This window comes from Lacibacter sp. (assembly GCF_057361365.1).
The window spans coordinates 13,740-28,934 of the sequence record NZ_JBMQSG010000004.1; the positions used below are offsets into that span (position 1 = coordinate 13,740).

Annotated in this window: 16 protein-coding genes; 3 read left to right on the forward strand and 13 right to left on the reverse strand. The window is 39.2% G+C overall.

The window, feature by feature from the left end; all coding sequences use genetic code 11:
* Positions 1-98: 98 nt before the first annotated feature.
* Complete coding sequence (locus tag ACO1QW_RS01835) at positions 99-659, forward strand: fasciclin domain-containing protein (protein WP_486255150.1); 561 nt, start codon at positions 99-101, stop codon at positions 657-659.
* Between the two features lie 68 nt (positions 660-727).
* Here ACO1QW_RS01835 and ACO1QW_RS01840 read toward each other — a convergent pair whose 3' ends face one another.
* The 8 genes from ACO1QW_RS01840 to ACO1QW_RS01875 all read right to left on the reverse strand — a co-directional run bounded on the left by ACO1QW_RS01840 (position 728) and on the right by ACO1QW_RS01875 (position 7,737).
* Complete coding sequence (locus ACO1QW_RS01840) at positions 728-1,123, reverse strand: group III truncated hemoglobin (RefSeq protein WP_486255152.1); 396 nt, start codon at positions 1,121-1,123, stop codon at positions 728-730.
* Between the two features lie 6 nt (positions 1,124-1,129).
* Positions 1,130-1,420 carry a cupin domain-containing protein gene (locus ACO1QW_RS01845; RefSeq protein ID WP_486255153.1) on the reverse strand — a complete coding sequence of 97 codons (291 nt, stop codon included), beginning with the start codon at positions 1,418-1,420 and terminating at the stop codon, positions 1,130-1,132.
* A gap of 11 nt (positions 1,421-1,431) precedes the next feature.
* A complete protein-coding gene (locus ACO1QW_RS01850; RefSeq protein ID WP_486255155.1) occupies positions 1,432-2,199 on the reverse strand; it encodes an ABC transporter permease in 768 nt (255 codons plus the stop codon).
* A gap of 5 nt (positions 2,200-2,204) precedes the next feature.
* Positions 2,205-2,903, reverse strand: coding sequence for an ABC transporter ATP-binding protein (locus ACO1QW_RS01855; RefSeq protein WP_486255157.1), 699 nt, complete (start codon positions 2,901-2,903; stop codon positions 2,205-2,207).
* Between the two features lie 3 nt (positions 2,904-2,906).
* Complete coding sequence (nosD, locus tag ACO1QW_RS01860) at positions 2,907-4,139, reverse strand: nitrous oxide reductase family maturation protein NosD (RefSeq protein WP_486255159.1); 1,233 nt, start codon at positions 4,137-4,139, stop codon at positions 2,907-2,909.
* Positions 4,139-5,140 (reverse strand): nitrous oxide reductase accessory protein NosL, encoded by a 1,002-nt coding sequence (locus tag ACO1QW_RS01865; protein WP_486255161.1) that lies wholly within the window; start codon positions 5,138-5,140, stop codon positions 4,139-4,141. Before ACO1QW_RS01865 ends, nosD begins: the two co-directional genes overlap by 1 nt.
* 79 nt (positions 5,141-5,219) lie before the next feature.
* Positions 5,220-7,214 carry a Sec-dependent nitrous-oxide reductase gene (nosZ, locus tag ACO1QW_RS01870; RefSeq protein ID WP_486255163.1) on the reverse strand — a complete coding sequence of 665 codons (1,995 nt, stop codon included), beginning with the start codon at positions 7,212-7,214 and terminating at the stop codon, positions 5,220-5,222.
* A gap of 46 nt (positions 7,215-7,260) precedes the next feature.
* Positions 7,261-7,737: a c-type cytochrome gene (locus tag ACO1QW_RS01875; protein ID WP_486255165.1), complete on the reverse strand. Its 477-nt coding sequence runs from the start codon at positions 7,735-7,737 to the stop codon at positions 7,261-7,263.
* Positions 7,738-7,957: 220 nt separating this feature from the next.
* Here ACO1QW_RS01875 and ACO1QW_RS01880 point away from each other — a divergent pair, with 220 nt between their 5' ends.
* Complete coding sequence (locus tag ACO1QW_RS01880; RefSeq protein ID WP_486255167.1) at positions 7,958-8,572, forward strand: Crp/Fnr family transcriptional regulator; 615 nt, start codon at positions 7,958-7,960, stop codon at positions 8,570-8,572.
* Between the two features lie 63 nt (positions 8,573-8,635).
* A complete protein-coding gene (locus tag ACO1QW_RS01885) occupies positions 8,636-9,886 on the forward strand; it encodes a hypothetical protein (protein ID WP_486255168.1) in 1,251 nt (416 codons plus the stop codon).
* Between the two features lie 91 nt (positions 9,887-9,977).
* Here the strand turns inward: ACO1QW_RS01885 and ACO1QW_RS01890 are convergent, their stop codons facing one another.
* The 5 genes from ACO1QW_RS01890 to ACO1QW_RS01910 form a co-directional block, all read right to left on the reverse strand.
* Positions 9,978-10,763, reverse strand: coding sequence for a hypothetical protein (locus tag ACO1QW_RS01890; RefSeq protein WP_486255170.1), 786 nt, complete (start codon positions 10,761-10,763; stop codon positions 9,978-9,980).
* Positions 10,764-10,980: 217 nt separating this feature from the next.
* Entirely contained in the window at positions 10,981-12,285 is a 1,305-nt protein-coding gene (locus ACO1QW_RS01895) for a S41 family peptidase (protein WP_486255172.1), read from the reverse strand.
* A gap of 46 nt (positions 12,286-12,331) precedes the next feature.
* Positions 12,332-13,774: a serine hydrolase gene (locus tag ACO1QW_RS01900; protein ID WP_486255173.1), complete on the reverse strand. Its 1,443-nt coding sequence runs from the start codon at positions 13,772-13,774 to the stop codon at positions 12,332-12,334.
* A gap of 99 nt (positions 13,775-13,873) precedes the next feature.
* A complete protein-coding gene (locus ACO1QW_RS01905) occupies positions 13,874-14,431 on the reverse strand; it encodes a hypothetical protein (RefSeq protein WP_486255175.1) in 558 nt (185 codons plus the stop codon).
* A 195-nt stretch (positions 14,432-14,626) separates the two neighbouring features.
* The gene (locus ACO1QW_RS01910; RefSeq protein WP_486255177.1) at positions 14,627-15,103 is read right to left on the reverse strand and encodes a GIN domain-containing protein; all 477 of its coding nucleotides are present in this window, start codon (positions 15,101-15,103) and stop codon (positions 14,627-14,629) included.
* Between the last annotated feature and the right edge of the window lie 92 nt (positions 15,104-15,195).

The window sequence follows — 15,195 nt, forward strand, 5'->3', positions numbered from 1 at the left end:
GTTGTGCAGTTATGATTTGAGTCATAAAAAAGTACATGCTTCAGTTTTACATTCGACCATATTTCCACATTATTTGTTCAACAAAAAAACCAAACGATATGAAGTATTTTTCCTTCATCATTGCCGCCCTTCTTTCATTGACAGTCGCCTGCAATTCCGCAAGCGAACAAGCAACTTCCACTACCGCAACTGAACCTGCCGCTGCAAATGCAGGAGGCCAATCAGCAGTGCAGGACAATGATTCACAAAAAGATGTTGTAAAAATTGCAGTTGGCAGCAAAGACCACACAACTTTAGTAGCCGCTTTAAAAGCTGCTGAATATGTTGACGTGCTGAGCAACGCCGGACCGTTCACCGTGTTTGCTCCTGTTAACACCGCCTTTGATGCGTTACCAAAAGGCACACTTGATGATTTGCTGAAACCTGAAAACAAAGACAAGCTTCGCAGCATTCTTGAATACCACGTGTATGTTGGAGTGTTAAAAGATGCGTTAATGGGTGATGGATTAAGTTATGGTATGGCAAGTGGCCAAAATGTAACCATTGGCAATAAAGATGGCAAGATGACAGTAAACGGAGCTAATATTCTTGCTACCATTCCTGCATCAAACGGAATTATTTATGTAGTGGATGCTGTGTTATTGCCACCTGCAAAATAAGCTTACTAACTTTCACTAATAATAAAGGCATCCCATTTGGATGCCTTTTTGGTTTTCATAAGATCAATTCAATAAATATTTTCCTGACGTGGCAACTGTGCCATATTTATTTGCATAACGGTGGCAATCGACAATGCCCGTTGCTTTGCCTGTTCAGCTTTTGCACCTGCAAACATTTCATCAACTGTTTCGTTGAAAAGTTTTATCCAGCGATCGAAATGTTCTTTCCTCATGACAGATTTCTGGTGAAGATCCATATGTATACGCATAGGATTACCTGTATATCCGCCCGTGTGGAAAATAATGTTCTCCCAAAATGTGTACATAACGGGCAAATGTTTTTCCCAATGCACATCTACTACCTTATTAAAGAAAAAACCAATCACCGGATCGGGCTTTACTTTATCATAAAACATATTCACCAACAAGATCACATCTTCACGGTTCGATATATCTTTTTTCATAACGGGTTATTTTATGATCAGCATGCTAAAATCGGTAAGCGCCTTTAATGCATGCACCTGGTTTGCTCTGAATGAGAACATGTCGCCACGTTTTAAATGATGTAACTGTCCCTCAAGTGTAAATTCACATTCGCCTTTCTGCACTACCAGGAACGCATCGGTCTTGGATATGTGCGGCTTCAGCACTTCACCTTCAGGTAAGTTGAGCAATACCACGTTCATTCGATCATCTTTATATACAGATGATTTTGTTGTTTTACTAAAGCGTATCTGGTCTGATAGATTTCCTAAATGCATGATCTTATTCTTTAAAGATCTTTACGTTGAAATTTTTTCATCGACAGCCACACCGGTACTACCGCCCATACCAATAAAACCAACGCCGATAACAACATACCGCTTGCGCTACCAAAGAATTCGCTGAACACCGCACCTGTATATCCCATTAATGCCGAAATATCCAACTTGAGTAACACCAGTATTCTCGAAAGATCAACAGGATTAAGCATACTTAAAGCGATCATTGGTTTCTCCAATGGATATTCACTGAAACGGAAAAGCAACATCAACACGATTGCATCGTAGATCAAAGTGAAGAAGAACCACAACAATACCGATACGCCGATTCCTTTTGCTTTATCTCTTGTTATAACAGAAGCCAGCAATGCAATGCCGGCAAATATTAATGTCTGAAAAACGCCTGAGAGCAATAAGGTAAAACCAGTGCTTGTGCCATCGTAAATTACCACGGGAATGCCCACACCCACCAGGAACGCAATCACAAGCGATAATGATAACCCGGCATAAATACTCAACCATAAACTTTTCCGCTTTAACGGTTGTGCTACCAATAACTCAAGAAACTCCGAAGAATTGTAAACATAAATAGTGGAGAAAATAATACTCACGAGTGGAATAAAAATGAGCACAAGGTTTATTAGGCTCATGATACCTTTCGTGGCATTTTCATCCATATTAAAAATTCCGAATGACATTGCTAACAGGAAAATGGTATACGCCATAATAATCCTGTTACGGATAAGATCGAGCATTACGTGTTTAACAATCGTTTTCATACTTATTACTTCATGATTTGAGCAAAGGCTTTTGCCAGTTTTGTTTCGCCTGTATCTTCCTGCAATTGCTGAAGCGATTTATGAAACTGCAATTTGCCTTCCTGCATATAAATAATTTCACTTACCACATCATCAAGTTCACTTAAAATATGTGATGTGATAAGAATGAGTTTTCCTTTTTGTTTTTCCCTGATGATCTTTTGCTTCAATATTTCCGATGCTACAGGATCAAGCCCTGCAGTTGGCTCATCAAGAATTAATACATCGGGGTTAAATAAAAATGCCAATGCAGCACTCACTTTTTGTCTTGTACCACCGCTGAGCGTGCGCATTTTTTTCTGCATCATATCATTCAATCCAAATTCATGAATCAGTTCTTCATCTGTTGCAGTTGGATTATTCCTGATATCACGCATCATGGTAAATACTTGTGCAATGGTCATGTTATCGGGATAACGACCTATCTGCGGCATATAACCAATACGTTCACGATACAACCAGTTGTGCAGAATATTATGTTTGTCGAAAGTAATAAAGCCACTATCGGGCACTACCATTCCGAGTATCGATTTGATCAATGTTGTTTTACCGCTGCCATTTGGACCAATCAATGCAATGGTTTGTCCCCGATTGCAATTCACACTCACATTATCAAGTGCCTTTAATTTTCCGAATGTCTTTGTAACGTTACTGGCGATGATCATTTCTCAGAATTTTATTGGTTTCATCAGGGGTTCGTCATCTTTCAATTCAACAGGTGTAATGACGGGCAACATTTTTTCAGCTTTATCAAGTAAACCAACAATAAAACTGCGGTATAACATCATGCTTGAATTGTTGCGCTCACTTATCATGGAATACATACTCACCGGCCGGTAAGGCACATCACCCACACCGTTGCGGTTAAGATCATAGCCTTCGTATTTATCCCAATAGTTCTTTTGAAATTTATTGAGCATCAATTCCCCGTTGGTTGCTACATCAAAAGAATTGGTGTGAAAATTATTTTGTTTAATATTATTCTCCATGCAGCTCGCTTGTATCTTGAGCGCCCATCCATTATTCTCAAATGAGTTTTTTAACAGGTCAATCCGGTTGCTTCCTTCCATCATTACAGCAACTGTGTTGCGACGAAATGTGTTTCCTTCTACATGGCTATCGGTAATATCTTTCATTAAAATACCATATGCAGCAGTTCCCCAATTTTCAGCAAACGTGTTATGATACATGCTGATACCTTTTGAATACATGACGGCTACCCCTGCACCGTTGTCGATGAACCTGTTTGATATGTAAGTGTTGGAATTGGAAAACATAAAATGTAACCCATACCGAACATTTTTTGTACTATGATTTTGTTTGATAGTTGAATTGGTTACAAACTCAAAATAAATACCATCACGATGACCGGTAATGTAGTTGTTATTGATCTGCATGCTATCACTCTTCCAGCAGTGAATACCGTTACCAGATGAAATTTCATCTTTTGCATCGGAACTTAATTTGTTACCGGTAATTGTGCATGCAGTTGCATGTTGAGAGTAAACACCAAAAAAACTATTCTGGAATTGGTTGTTTCGAATAATCACATTCCTGCTTTCAGCAATACGCACGGCAGCTATATCATTATAACTACTGCGGCCTGAGTTGCGGAACAGAAAGCCTTCTACCACCACTCCGTTTGCACGGATCGTTATAAGTTCGTGTTTGCGATCACCGTCAAGAATTGGAAAACTTATACCAATCAGGATCACTCTTTTTGATATAGTGATTTGACCTTCTTTATAAAGGCCGGTGTTCACCAGAATGGTATCTCCGTCAATTGCTTTTTGTAAAGCCTGCTTTATTGTACGGATGGGTTGATTTGCCCCCACCCGCCAGGTGCGTGCAGAAACAAAGAAAGATATAAGTAAGAATGTTATGGTGGTGATGAGTTTCATTATTGAGTGAGGTCGTTCCAGTTAACCGGCGAAGCATCTATTTCAGTTTGAAATTTTTTCATGCTATCAGCAATTGCGAAGGCAGCTACGTTACCTCCCATAGGACTACGCAATCCCTCTCCTTTCAGTAAAAGACTTTCTTCGGCTTTTATCAATACGCCTTTCTGCGAATAGTCAACGAGGTAAACACCTGCAACATCGGTTTGCTTTACTTCATTTGATTTCATGAATGATAATACGCAATGCACATCATCAAACTTGTAAATTTTATTTTTCTGAGTGATCACTTCAGCTCCAAAACGCTGATCACTGATCAACATCTTACAGAAGTGACAGGCATCTTTTCCAAAGCTGATGGGTTGTGGCCCCGTTGAACATCCTTGCATTGTTAACATCAGCAACAAAGAAGCTGTTACTGCAATATTTTTAGGTTTCACTTTCCATTCACGGTAAGCTAGTATAACAAGAATAAGTCCAACGCCTAAGAAAATATAACCTCCTACATCTGGAAAAGAATAGGCGCCAAAATTCAACAACTGTTTAAACCCAATTAATGGTGGTTGATAAGCCATGCCAGGTACAACAATGGCTGCATTAGGATCAAGATTATGACCATAGTTATATTCCCACCGGTAAAAATCAAACATGGCAATAACGCCAAATGCAATATAAAGAGCGGTCCAGGTGTAAAAGAACCAACGACGGTTCACTAAAAAAGTAAGAATACCAAATAAACCAAATGCTCCAATAAGGTACGGAAGAATGGTAAACTCAACGAAATCTTCGGTGCGTAGTTTACGCATACCAATGTAGTGATTCAAACCGCTGATAACATCTACATCACCCGCCAGTTTATTTGCATGAATTTTTAAAACAAGTCCTTCCGGATATTGTGGAGCAGTAAGATCAATGCGCCACATCGGCACAAAAATCACAATGAATAAAGCAGCTCCGCATATAAAACTTAACATCCTTGCTAATGGTGATAATGGCTTATTCATTGATTTGTTTTTTTGTTCAAAAAAACGGGCCTGTCTTACCTGTATGTAAGAACAGGCCCGTGATAATTATCCTCAACTTTTATTTAGTCTCTGCTTTTTCAGGTGTGGCAGCATCTGCACCTTGCTTACCTAAGCTGAATGTAAGTGGCACATTGCTTCCTGCAGGTGATACACGAATGTAACCTTGCATTTCCTGATGTAATGCGCTACAGAAATCGGTACAATAGAATGGGAATACGCCTACTTTTTCAGGCACCCATTTTAATGTTTGTGTTTCGCCGGGCATAATGAGCAGTTCTGCATTCAATGCACCTTTCACAGCAAAACCATGTGGCACATCCCAATCCTGTTCAAGGTTGGTTACATGGAAATATACTTCATCACCTAACTTGACACCTTCAATATTATCGGGTGCAAAGTGTGAACGGATAGAAGTCATGTACACATGAATTTTATTTCCTTCACGTACAACCTTTGCTTCTTTTTCACCCTTTGAAACATAAGGATGATTGTTGGCATCAATTTTATAGATCTTTACACTCTTGTCTTTAATCAATGAAGCTGGCATTGATCCTGCATAGTGAGGCTCACCAATAGTTGGGAAGTCGAGGATCAATTGCATTTTATCTCCACTGATATCAAAGATCTGTGCACTTTGAGTTAACTCAGGGCCTGTTGGGAGGTAACGATCTTTTGTGATCTTGTTGTAAGCCACAACATATTTACCCCAGGGTTTACGTGTATCGCCACCAGGAATTGAAAGGTGACCAATAGAATAATAAGTAGGAACACGATCAAGCACTTTCAGATCTTTCACATTCCATTTTACAATTTCACTACTTACGAAGAATGAAGTATAAGCATTTCCCTTTCCATCAAATTCGGTATGCAATGGGCCTAAACCTGGTTTTTGCACTTCGCCATGTAATGCAGCTTCATATTTAATAACAGGAATTCCTTCAAATTCACCATCATAAGTTTTATCAGCAATTGCTTTTTGAATTTTTGTGAAAGAGAATACAGGAATAACTGCTGCCAGTTTACCACTGCCCACAATGTATTCACCTGTTGGATCTGTATCGCAACCATGAGGTGATTTAGGACAAGGAATAAAGTAGCAGATATCTTTCAGGATGGCAGGATCGATCACTGTTACTTCAGTTCTGATCTCGTGTTTAGCAGTATGCGTTGCTTCATCCCATTTGTTGTGCGCATAACGAACTTGTTTTTTTACACCTTTACCAGCTTTCAGATATTCTTCTGCTTTTTTCCAGTTTACAGCAAGGATAAAATCTTTATCACGTTGCGATGCATTTACTTCAAGTAAAGTATTTGCCTGTTCGCTATTGTAACAGCTAAAGAAGAACCAACCGTGGCTGGGTCCTTTACCTGCACGACTAAGATCGAAGTTTACGCCAGGCAATAACAATTGAAAAGCAATATCCATCTCCCCTTCTTTACCAATGCTGATAAAGCTGATAGTACCTTTGAAATTTTGCTTGTATGATGAAATAGGAACATCCTGGTTATCACCAATAGGAACGCTGAAACGTGTACCAGCCACCAGGTATTCAGAATTCTCTGTAATAAATGGAGACGAGTGGTTACCTGCACTGTTTGGCAATTCGATAATTTCTGCTGTGCGGAAAGTTGTGTTATCGATACGTGCAACACGTGGCGTGTTGTTAGCATTACCGAAAGTCCAGCGTCCATCGATCTCACCATTTGTTTGTGAGAAAGAAATATGGTGAAGATCATCCCATGGCACAAATCCATTTGAAGTCATCAACATCGGTTTTGATTCTTCACTGTAACCATATCCTTTTTCAGGATCAACAGAAAATACAGGAATTACTCGAAACAAACGGCCGCTGGGCAAACCATACACACTCATTTGTCCGCTAAAACCACCTGATACAAAATTGTAAAATTCATCGTACTTGCCCGGGGCAACATAAGCTTTTTCAGCAGAGCCACCGGCGGCGGCTGTGGAAGCACCTTTGGGTTTACATGACATCCACTGCAATGCCACTACAGCAAGCAGGATCGTCAGCATTCTTTTAGAACTGTTCATATTTGTTGAATTAAGAGTTTTCTTCTGGTAGAAAAAATGATCGGTATTATTTTACGCCATCATTCTTACGCATGAATTCGTATACATGTCTTGCGTCATCATCGGTTAAATTCTGGTTGGGCATACGAACAAGGCAGAGTTCAAGTTGAGCCATTGCTTTTGGATCTTTATTCAGCATTTCGTCTACATTAGTAACAAAGTTCATGATCCACTCAGGCTTGTGACGTGTTGTTACACCTTTCCAACCGGGACCTACCAATTTCTCATCAGTAAGCTTGTGGCAACTTCCACATTTCACATCATAAATTTTACTTCCGGCTTCTGCCATTGCTTTATCGAGTTCAGGTTTTACATCTACGTTCGTAAACTTTCCGGCACCCCTTTCAGGATCGTAAGAAGGATTACCATTATCAGTTGTGGGTTGGGTGGTAGTTTCTGTGCTTGATGTTTTGTCAGATGAAGCTTCATTACCACAGGCGTAAATGAAACCTAAGAAGCTGAATACGATGAGCATTTTTTTCATGAGCTTAATTTTTTAAGTTGGCAGATTAATTAACAAGGCAAGATTACTATCACTTGAAACAGGACAATATGATTACAGTCATAAAAACAACTGACTGACTACAATCAGTAATATGGGCAAAAGAATGTTTAGAAAAGGAGTTAAAAACTGATCAACATCAGTAATATGTTTGCCATTTATCAGAAACAGGCCAGCAGCAGTACAGTAATTTGCATCCATTATGCAGGCAACAACCACCGCTTTAATTGACCAGGATTTGCTCCTAGCATGGGGTGCAACGTTCCATAATCTTGAAAAGGGACAGGTTCTTTTTCATGAAGAAGACCCTGCTCATTTTTATTACCAGGTGGTGGAAGGAAGAATTAAAATGTGCAATTGCAACGATGAAGGAAAAGAATTTATACAAGGCATGTTTGAAGCAGGTGAAAGTTTTGGTGAACCACCTTTGTTTGATGGCGGCATTTACCCTGCCAGTGCGGAAGCGGATGAAAATTCAGTGGTAATACGCTTACGTAAAGAAAACTTTCTTCAACTCCTGAAAGAGAACTTCGACATTCATTTTGGTTTTACACAAAATCTTGCACGCAGGCTTCGTTTTAAATCGCTGATATCAAAAGAAATTTCTTCGTATGGTCCAATGCATCGTGTAAGCACACTGTTACAGGAATATAAAAAAGGTAAAGGTGTTCCCGATGATGAATTACTTAAAATAGAACTTACCCGCCAGCAAATTGCGGATATGACGGGGTTAAGAGTTGAAACTGTTATTCGCTCCATTCGTGAACTGGAACGAAATGGCCGTTTGAAAATTGAACGGGGCAAAGTTTTTTGCTAATATGCGCATACGCATATTCATTCCTGAAATAAACTTTCAATTTGAAAAACATTTGATTAAAACATGAATTTTACACAACTGTGGGCCAAACGTGCCTTCTTCAATTTTACTTTACTGGCCCTGGCGGGTTTATTGTTGCGTTACAAGATTCTATTTCCAGTTCCGTTTATCGATCATAAACATTTATTACATGCCCATTCGCATTTTGCATTTTCCGGCTGGGTATCGCTTGCGCTTTTCATCAGCATCATTCATGTATTAAAACCCAACGAGCAACAACAGAAAAAATTTAACCGGGTATTGTGGACACAACAAATCAGCAGTTTTGGTATGTTGTTCACGTTTCCCTTTATGGGCTATGCTGCCCCATCTATATTTTTCTCAACCTTATCTATCCTTGTTTCGTTCTGGTTTGCAGCAGTAACATGGGGAATGATCAAAACAAATACCCAACTAAGCTTCGAAAAAAAGTGGTTGTACACCGCTTTGCTTTGCAATATTATTTCGTCGGCAGGTACTTTTCTACTTGCTTACTTAATGGCTAATAAAATTATAAACCAGGATCTTTATTTTGGCTCGGTCTATTTCTACCTGCATTTTCAATACAATGGTTGGTTCCTGTTTACCATTTTTGCTTTATTCTTCTTTCAGATAAAGGAACGTCTGAAGGTTGAGCATATTCGTTGGGTTAATATTTTCTTTTACCTGTTGTTGATTGCTCTTGTTCCAGCCTGGTTTCTATCTATGTTATGGATGCGTTTACCCGGTTGGATGATTTCTACCGGTACTGCAGCTGCAATTATTCAGGTGGTTGCTTTGTTCATTTTTGTTCGTTTACTTGTAGTGGTGCGGCATCAGTTCAGGCTCATCTTTCATCCTCCTGTTCACTTGCTTTGGCTTATTGCATTACTGGCTTTTTCGCTTAAAATTATCATGCAAGGTTTCTCAGCCATTCCTGCGCTCAATCAATACGCATTTGGCGTTCGCCCCATTGTTATTGGATTTCTACATCTCGTATTGCTTGGGTTTGTAAGCGTCTTCATCATTGGCTATTTATTACAAAGCCGTTTGGTTTACCTGCCCACCAGGCTTGCGTTTGCTGGCCTTTGGCTTTTTATATCAGCCATGTTTTTAAACGAAGTAATATTAATGAGCCAGGGACTCGCAGCCATTTTCTTTAAACCGTTTCCTTATAGTAATCAATTGTTGCTTGTGGCAGCCTTTGGCATGTTCAGTGGCTTGTTACTTTTCTATAAAGAACAAACGAGCCGATATGCGTTACCTGATGCCACCACACAACAGCTAACTGGTTAAATTTTTTTGCTATAGCCAAACAAAAACCCGGGCAAAAATACCCGGGTGAGACCAACTACTGTATGCTTGAAACCTCTAACTATTTGTACGATCAGAAATAACTGAAGCTGATATTTGTATTTACGGCATTTTGTCCAACAACTGTTGATTGCATTACTGCCGATTTAGGAACACCGTTTGAATGGTACTGGTAAGTATAATTCACCGTTTCTTCCAACTGGTTTGTGTTGTCCTTGTGAATTTCAGTAAGGGTATTGTTTGGATTAGCAGGGGCCCAGAGCAAATGCAATAAGTCTTTTGCGGCGAACAAAGGATTGGTTTTATTATCGTAGGTATACGTTACCGTACCACCCGATACAAATTCATTTTGATTTAATGGATTCTGCGAAAAGAATTCTGTTTTCTCCACGTTGCCTGAAGCATTGTTTGTGAAAACAAATTTTAACCAGGCTTGCCCGGCAGCTGAATTGATCTCAACTGTTTTCAAATGATTGTTTTCATAAGAATAAGTGGTAACAAAAAGCTCAATGCCATCCAATGTTTCAAATGATGCTTCAACCAGCACGCCATTCTGATAAATGGGTATGATACGCATATCTTCATCAGAAGTAATTTCGCTGATCTTACCTGCAGCAGTATAACTTACCTGGTAGTTAACAAGATTGCCGGAAGTAACAAGATCATTTTTAACTGCGGCTGTTTTAATGCTGCCATTTGCATTATAGGTAAATGAAATCTGGTTGTCGGGCGACATCACCGTTTTTAATTTTGTGCTTGCAATTGGTTCAGAAGTGGGCTTCTTACAAGAACTAAAGATAAGTGTGGTGCTAACAACGAGAGCGAACAGCAATGCTGTTGATTTGAAGTTGAATTTCATAATAATGATAAGGTTTAATGATTTACTGACTTGACAAAGATGCAGACACTAACGTTGCAGCACAACCGCATAAATATGTGAAATAAAAAAAGACCTGTTGTACAGGTCTCAGGTGCAAGGTTAGCATTTGTAAATCTTCTATTGATTATGACTTGGCAAAGATGCCGCAACGGAATTTTATTTTTCACCACATAAATATGTGATTTAGATGATGACATTATTTTACAACAACAACTGAATTCTCATAACCATTTTCTGTTTCAGTTACTTTATTGGCGGGGTCAATAATCCATTGTCCATCGATCACAAACTTGTACATATGTTTTCCGGGCTCCGCAATTGTTTCAACTATCCACTCATCACCTTGTCTGTTCATTTTTGCAGATGAAGGAGACCAGTCGTTAAAGGTTCCCGCCACTGAAACATTCCTGGCGCCGGCATATCCTTTTAATCGGAATGTAACTTTTGTAAAAACAGGTGAATCTTTTTCTACCTGCGCAATTAAACGGGTTAGCTCCTCCTTCCAGCCTGGATCGGTTGAGGTATTAAAACTATTTTTCATTGCCAGTATATGCGCTTTTTGCAATGCAAGTTTGCTCATGATCATTGTATCAGGCTGCACACCCACTCCCTCCCAGTTTGTTTTTGTAATGGGATTGATAGCACGACCAACGGGCAGAAACATCCCGAAGTGCTTTGTCAGGTTCACTGAGCCACCGGGATTTGCACCACCACCGGTCACTTCGCCAATAAGTGTTGCACGTTTTAAATTTTTTAGATCGTAGGCCATCTCTTCAGCTCCGGAAAAAGTACCTCCGCTGGTTAACACATAAATTGGCTTGTTGAGATATTTTTTTCCGGGTACTACCACCTGTGTCCACGACTGCTGTGTAAAATTACCCTCCCGCCAATACAGATCATTCAGATGTGTTTTATCGGCAAAGAAATAACTGCAGAGAAAAGGGATCACGTTGTCGCTCATAGCACCGTTCGAACGACGAAAATCGATGATGAGTGCATCAGTGTGATTGATGTAATTCATCATGGCCGCATAAAAATCACCGGCGTACTCGGTGCCGCACATAAATTTAAAATCGATGTAACCAATATTTCCTTTCAGAATATCGATCTTTCTTACTCCATAATTTTCAAAACGGAGAAATTCAGAAAAGTTCTTGCGTTCTTCTTCGGGTATCTGCATCATGTTTTTGCTCCTATCAACCGGTAAAGGCGCAGCAGAATAGCCAATGCTTACATGCTTATCGTTACAAATACTTCTAATGTCGGCAGTAAGAGCAGCAGCAAACACATCAGCGTTGGTGATTGTATCATAGGCATTTTTTGTTTGCTGCTTACGTAAGTGTAATTCAATATCCTTAGCAGTTGCAGGAAAAATATAGCGTTCATTCATCAGCTTAATGACGCTGTCGATCGCTTCTGATTTTTGTTCTTTTGTTACCTGGCCGCTTGCATTACACAGTGCAAGAAGAAAAAGAATGATAAGGTTTAAGAAATATTTCATAAAAAAGATATTAATAAAAGAGAAACCCAATATTGTATTTACCCTTCTATAGTTTACTGCTGATGTTTTTCAGCATCATTATGGCATATTCATCGCCAGGGTTTATGGTCAGGGTTTTATTAAACCATTCTGCAGCTTCTTTATATTTCTTTTGATTCACATACAGCTGTCCTGTTACATTGTACATCGCCGGCTCTTTGGGAAATTCTTCTCTACCCATTTCAACAACCGTAAATGCCTTATCAATCTCTTTCATTGTTTCAAACATATCGGAATACATGATGTACACCCATGGGTTGGGAGTTTTGTCAAAACCTTTTTCCTTCAAAATCGAATTATAATTTGAATGCACATACTCGAAGCCTTTTTCATCGGTTACCTCCATCAATATATTCTCCAGGTATTTTTCAGGCTTCCGAACATCTTTGTCATAAAGTATTTTTAAGATATTACCCGCTACTTCACGTGGATTAACCCGGTTATTGATCAATACGATTACGATATATCCATCCTCTTTCACAATCTTAAGATCAGATGAAAAACCTTTTCCTCCACCGCTGTGACTAAACACTGTTTTTGCAAGATCATTTTGTTCCTCCACCCAGCCGAAACTATATTTATTTCCACGACCCGCTTCCACTTTTCCCTTCCACATACTATCACGCATTGTAGCTGAGAGAAGTTTTCCGTTCAGTAAACCTTTTGCAAATTGGTAGAGATCGAGCACATTTGATTGCATGCCACCATCAGAAAAGGCGGGAAACTCTTCAGCCGCTGCATTCACAAATGTTTTTGAAGTATACGCAAGATAAGGTGTTGCTTCAACAGGTGCATTGAATGTGGCAGGATAATGAATATAAGAATTTTTGATGCCGGCCGGTTTAAAAATGCGTTCTTCCATATTTTGCATATACGATTTGCCCGTTAACTTCTCAATGATCTTTCCTAACAGAATAAATCCTGAATTTGAATAATCATGGCGTTGCCCAACATAACTCAGCGTTGGTTCCATCTCAACTACATAAGGCAACACATTATCTAATGATTTTAACTGATGACGTTGGGCTTCAAAATTTACATGCGACATGTAATTCCCAACGCCTGATGTATGCGTAAGCAAATGCCAAACTGTAATGCTATCAGCTTTCTTCACCTTGTATTCCGGTAATATAGAAGCAAGTGTTTGATTAACCGACAATTTACCTTCCTGCACCAACTGCATAATGAGTGTTGCAGTAAAGGTTTTACCCATGGAAGCAATATTAAAATTTGTAGTCAGACGGTTGTCTACTTTTTGTTCCCTATTGGCATAGCCAAATGCGTGTTGATACAGCACTTCATTATTCTTTGCCACAAGCACACAACCTGAAAACTGTTTTGTTTCAATATATTGTTGAATAAGGCTGTCAACCTGTTGCTTTTTTGCGGCTGGAAGTTGAGCAAATGAATGTTGCAAGCCAAATGCGAATAGAAAGATGATAAGTTTCATAGGCTAAATGTACCCACATCGCCAGCCTGTAACAATCACATGAATATGTGAAAGGGATCTTTTTCAAGATCCCCTTTTTAACCTACCACTCAAAAAGAATTAATAATGGTAGGTAAACAAAACTTCGATGGTGCTTCTATCGTCTTTAAACAATTTTGTGGCAGGGTAACCATCGGCATCATACGTGTATGCAAAGGTGCTTGTCTGGTATAACTCCCCGGTAGCTGCATAATTTCGTATGCGGCCGACATTATTTTTCTGAAACAAAATACCAGGCAGATAAACAGCTCCCGGAAATGATATCTCGGAATTTTTAAATTGATCGTATTGATCATACAGCGTCGTTCCACCTAACACAAAATCTCCATCGTTTGTCATCTTCACATAGTATTTCATCTGCTTTACATTTCCATCGGCATAATACTCAAATATTTGTTTCGTTTCTTTTGGTTGGTCTACAGCTGGCTGACTATACACTTCTTTCCATTCGATCATTTGACCCTTGCTGTTATAATTGTAATCTATAACACAAATTGCTGTTCCATTCAATCGAAATGTCCGCACAGTTTTTACCCTTCCACCATCCAGCATATACTCCGGGTTTTTTACCAGGAGCCAGGCACCTAAAACTGTTATAATTAAAATACCTTTTTTCATGTGAGTATTTGTTTTTTTTGTGATCAACTGATCGCATAACAAATATAGAATGCGTATATAGCTACACAATAGCATAAATATGTGAACAGCCAAAATTGTTGACTGAACTGTATTAAACAGCGAATTAACCGTTTTGCATTAAATGCAAAAAGCCCACATGCTTTCGCAAATGGGCTTTTTCTTTTGCGAAAAAGCTTACTGCCTGTTGTAGGAGGTGTTCCATTTTTTTACCTGCAGATCAATATCCTGGTCAGCTTCAAAAGCAATGTCGCCAAGGTTGTTAATCTCAATTTTTGCTTCACCTGCAACAGTAACCAATAGTTTTTTTGATGCAATAATTCCATTGCTGCGCACATATGATCTCCCGTTGATAACGAGCTTGCTCAGGTTCTGAACAGGAACATAAACAGTTACCATGTTTTTTAATGAACCTTTTTTACTTAAGAGTCTAACACGTCCGTTCTTTTGATCAAGCAAAACTGCTTTGCTGTCTTTCTCTTCGCCAGTGATGCGGAGTTTTGCTTCACTGCTTTGTGTAAGCACCACGTTAATTTCGTCGCTTACTTCAATAATGTTAACAGGTGCGGTTAAATCAATTTCCCTGGTAATGCTTTCTGCTTTTGCAGTGGCTATTGTGAGCACACTGGCGAAGAGGATGAATAATTGTTTCATGATAATAAGGTTTGCGGCTTTGCAGCCATTTTTTGATGATAAGTTTAACAAGGCAAAGATGCGACATGAAAAAAACGAAAACAATCGCATAA

Coding starts and splice junctions, on each gene's coding strand:
- ACO1QW_RS01850 (WP_486255155.1), bottom strand. CDS start 2,199: ATGAAAACGATTGTTAAACACGTAATGCTCGATCTTATCCGTAACAGG.
- ACO1QW_RS01840 (WP_486255152.1), bottom strand. CDS start 1,123: ATGAAAAAAGATATATCGAACCGTGAAGATGTGATCTTGTTGGTGAAT.
- ACO1QW_RS01895 (WP_486255172.1), bottom strand. CDS start 12,285: ATGAAATATTTCTTAAACCTTATCATTCTTTTTCTTCTTGCACTGTGT.
- ACO1QW_RS01905 (WP_486255175.1), bottom strand. CDS start 14,431: ATGAAAAAAGGTATTTTAATTATAACAGTTTTAGGTGCCTGGCTCCTG.
- ACO1QW_RS01885 (WP_486255168.1), top strand. CDS start 8,636: ATGAATTTTACACAACTGTGGGCCAAACGTGCCTTCTTCAATTTTACT.
- ACO1QW_RS01855 (WP_486255157.1), bottom strand. CDS start 2,903: ATGATCATCGCCAGTAACGTTACAAAGACATTCGGAAAATTAAAGGCA.
- nosD (WP_486255159.1), bottom strand. CDS start 4,139: ATGAAACTCATCACCACCATAACATTCTTACTTATATCTTTCTTTGTT.
- ACO1QW_RS01875 (WP_486255165.1), bottom strand. CDS start 7,737: ATGAAAAAAATGCTCATCGTATTCAGCTTCTTAGGTTTCATTTACGCC.
- ACO1QW_RS01845 (WP_486255153.1), bottom strand. CDS start 1,420: ATGCATTTAGGAAATCTATCAGACCAGATACGCTTTAGTAAAACAACA.
- nosZ (WP_486255163.1), bottom strand. CDS start 7,214: ATGAACAGTTCTAAAAGAATGCTGACGATCCTGCTTGCTGTAGTGGCA.
- ACO1QW_RS01900 (WP_486255173.1), bottom strand. CDS start 13,774: ATGAAACTTATCATCTTTCTATTCGCATTTGGCTTGCAACATTCATTT.
- ACO1QW_RS01835 (WP_486255150.1), top strand. CDS start 99: ATGAAGTATTTTTCCTTCATCATTGCCGCCCTTCTTTCATTGACAGTC.
- ACO1QW_RS01890 (WP_486255170.1), bottom strand. CDS start 10,763: ATGAAATTCAACTTCAAATCAACAGCATTGCTGTTCGCTCTCGTTGTT.
- ACO1QW_RS01880 (WP_486255167.1), top strand. CDS start 7,958: ATGCAGGCAACAACCACCGCTTTAATTGACCAGGATTTGCTCCTAGCA.
- ACO1QW_RS01865 (WP_486255161.1), bottom strand. CDS start 5,140: ATGAATAAGCCATTATCACCATTAGCAAGGATGTTAAGTTTTATATGC.
- ACO1QW_RS01910 (WP_486255177.1), bottom strand. CDS start 15,103: ATGAAACAATTATTCATCCTCTTCGCCAGTGTGCTCACAATAGCCACT.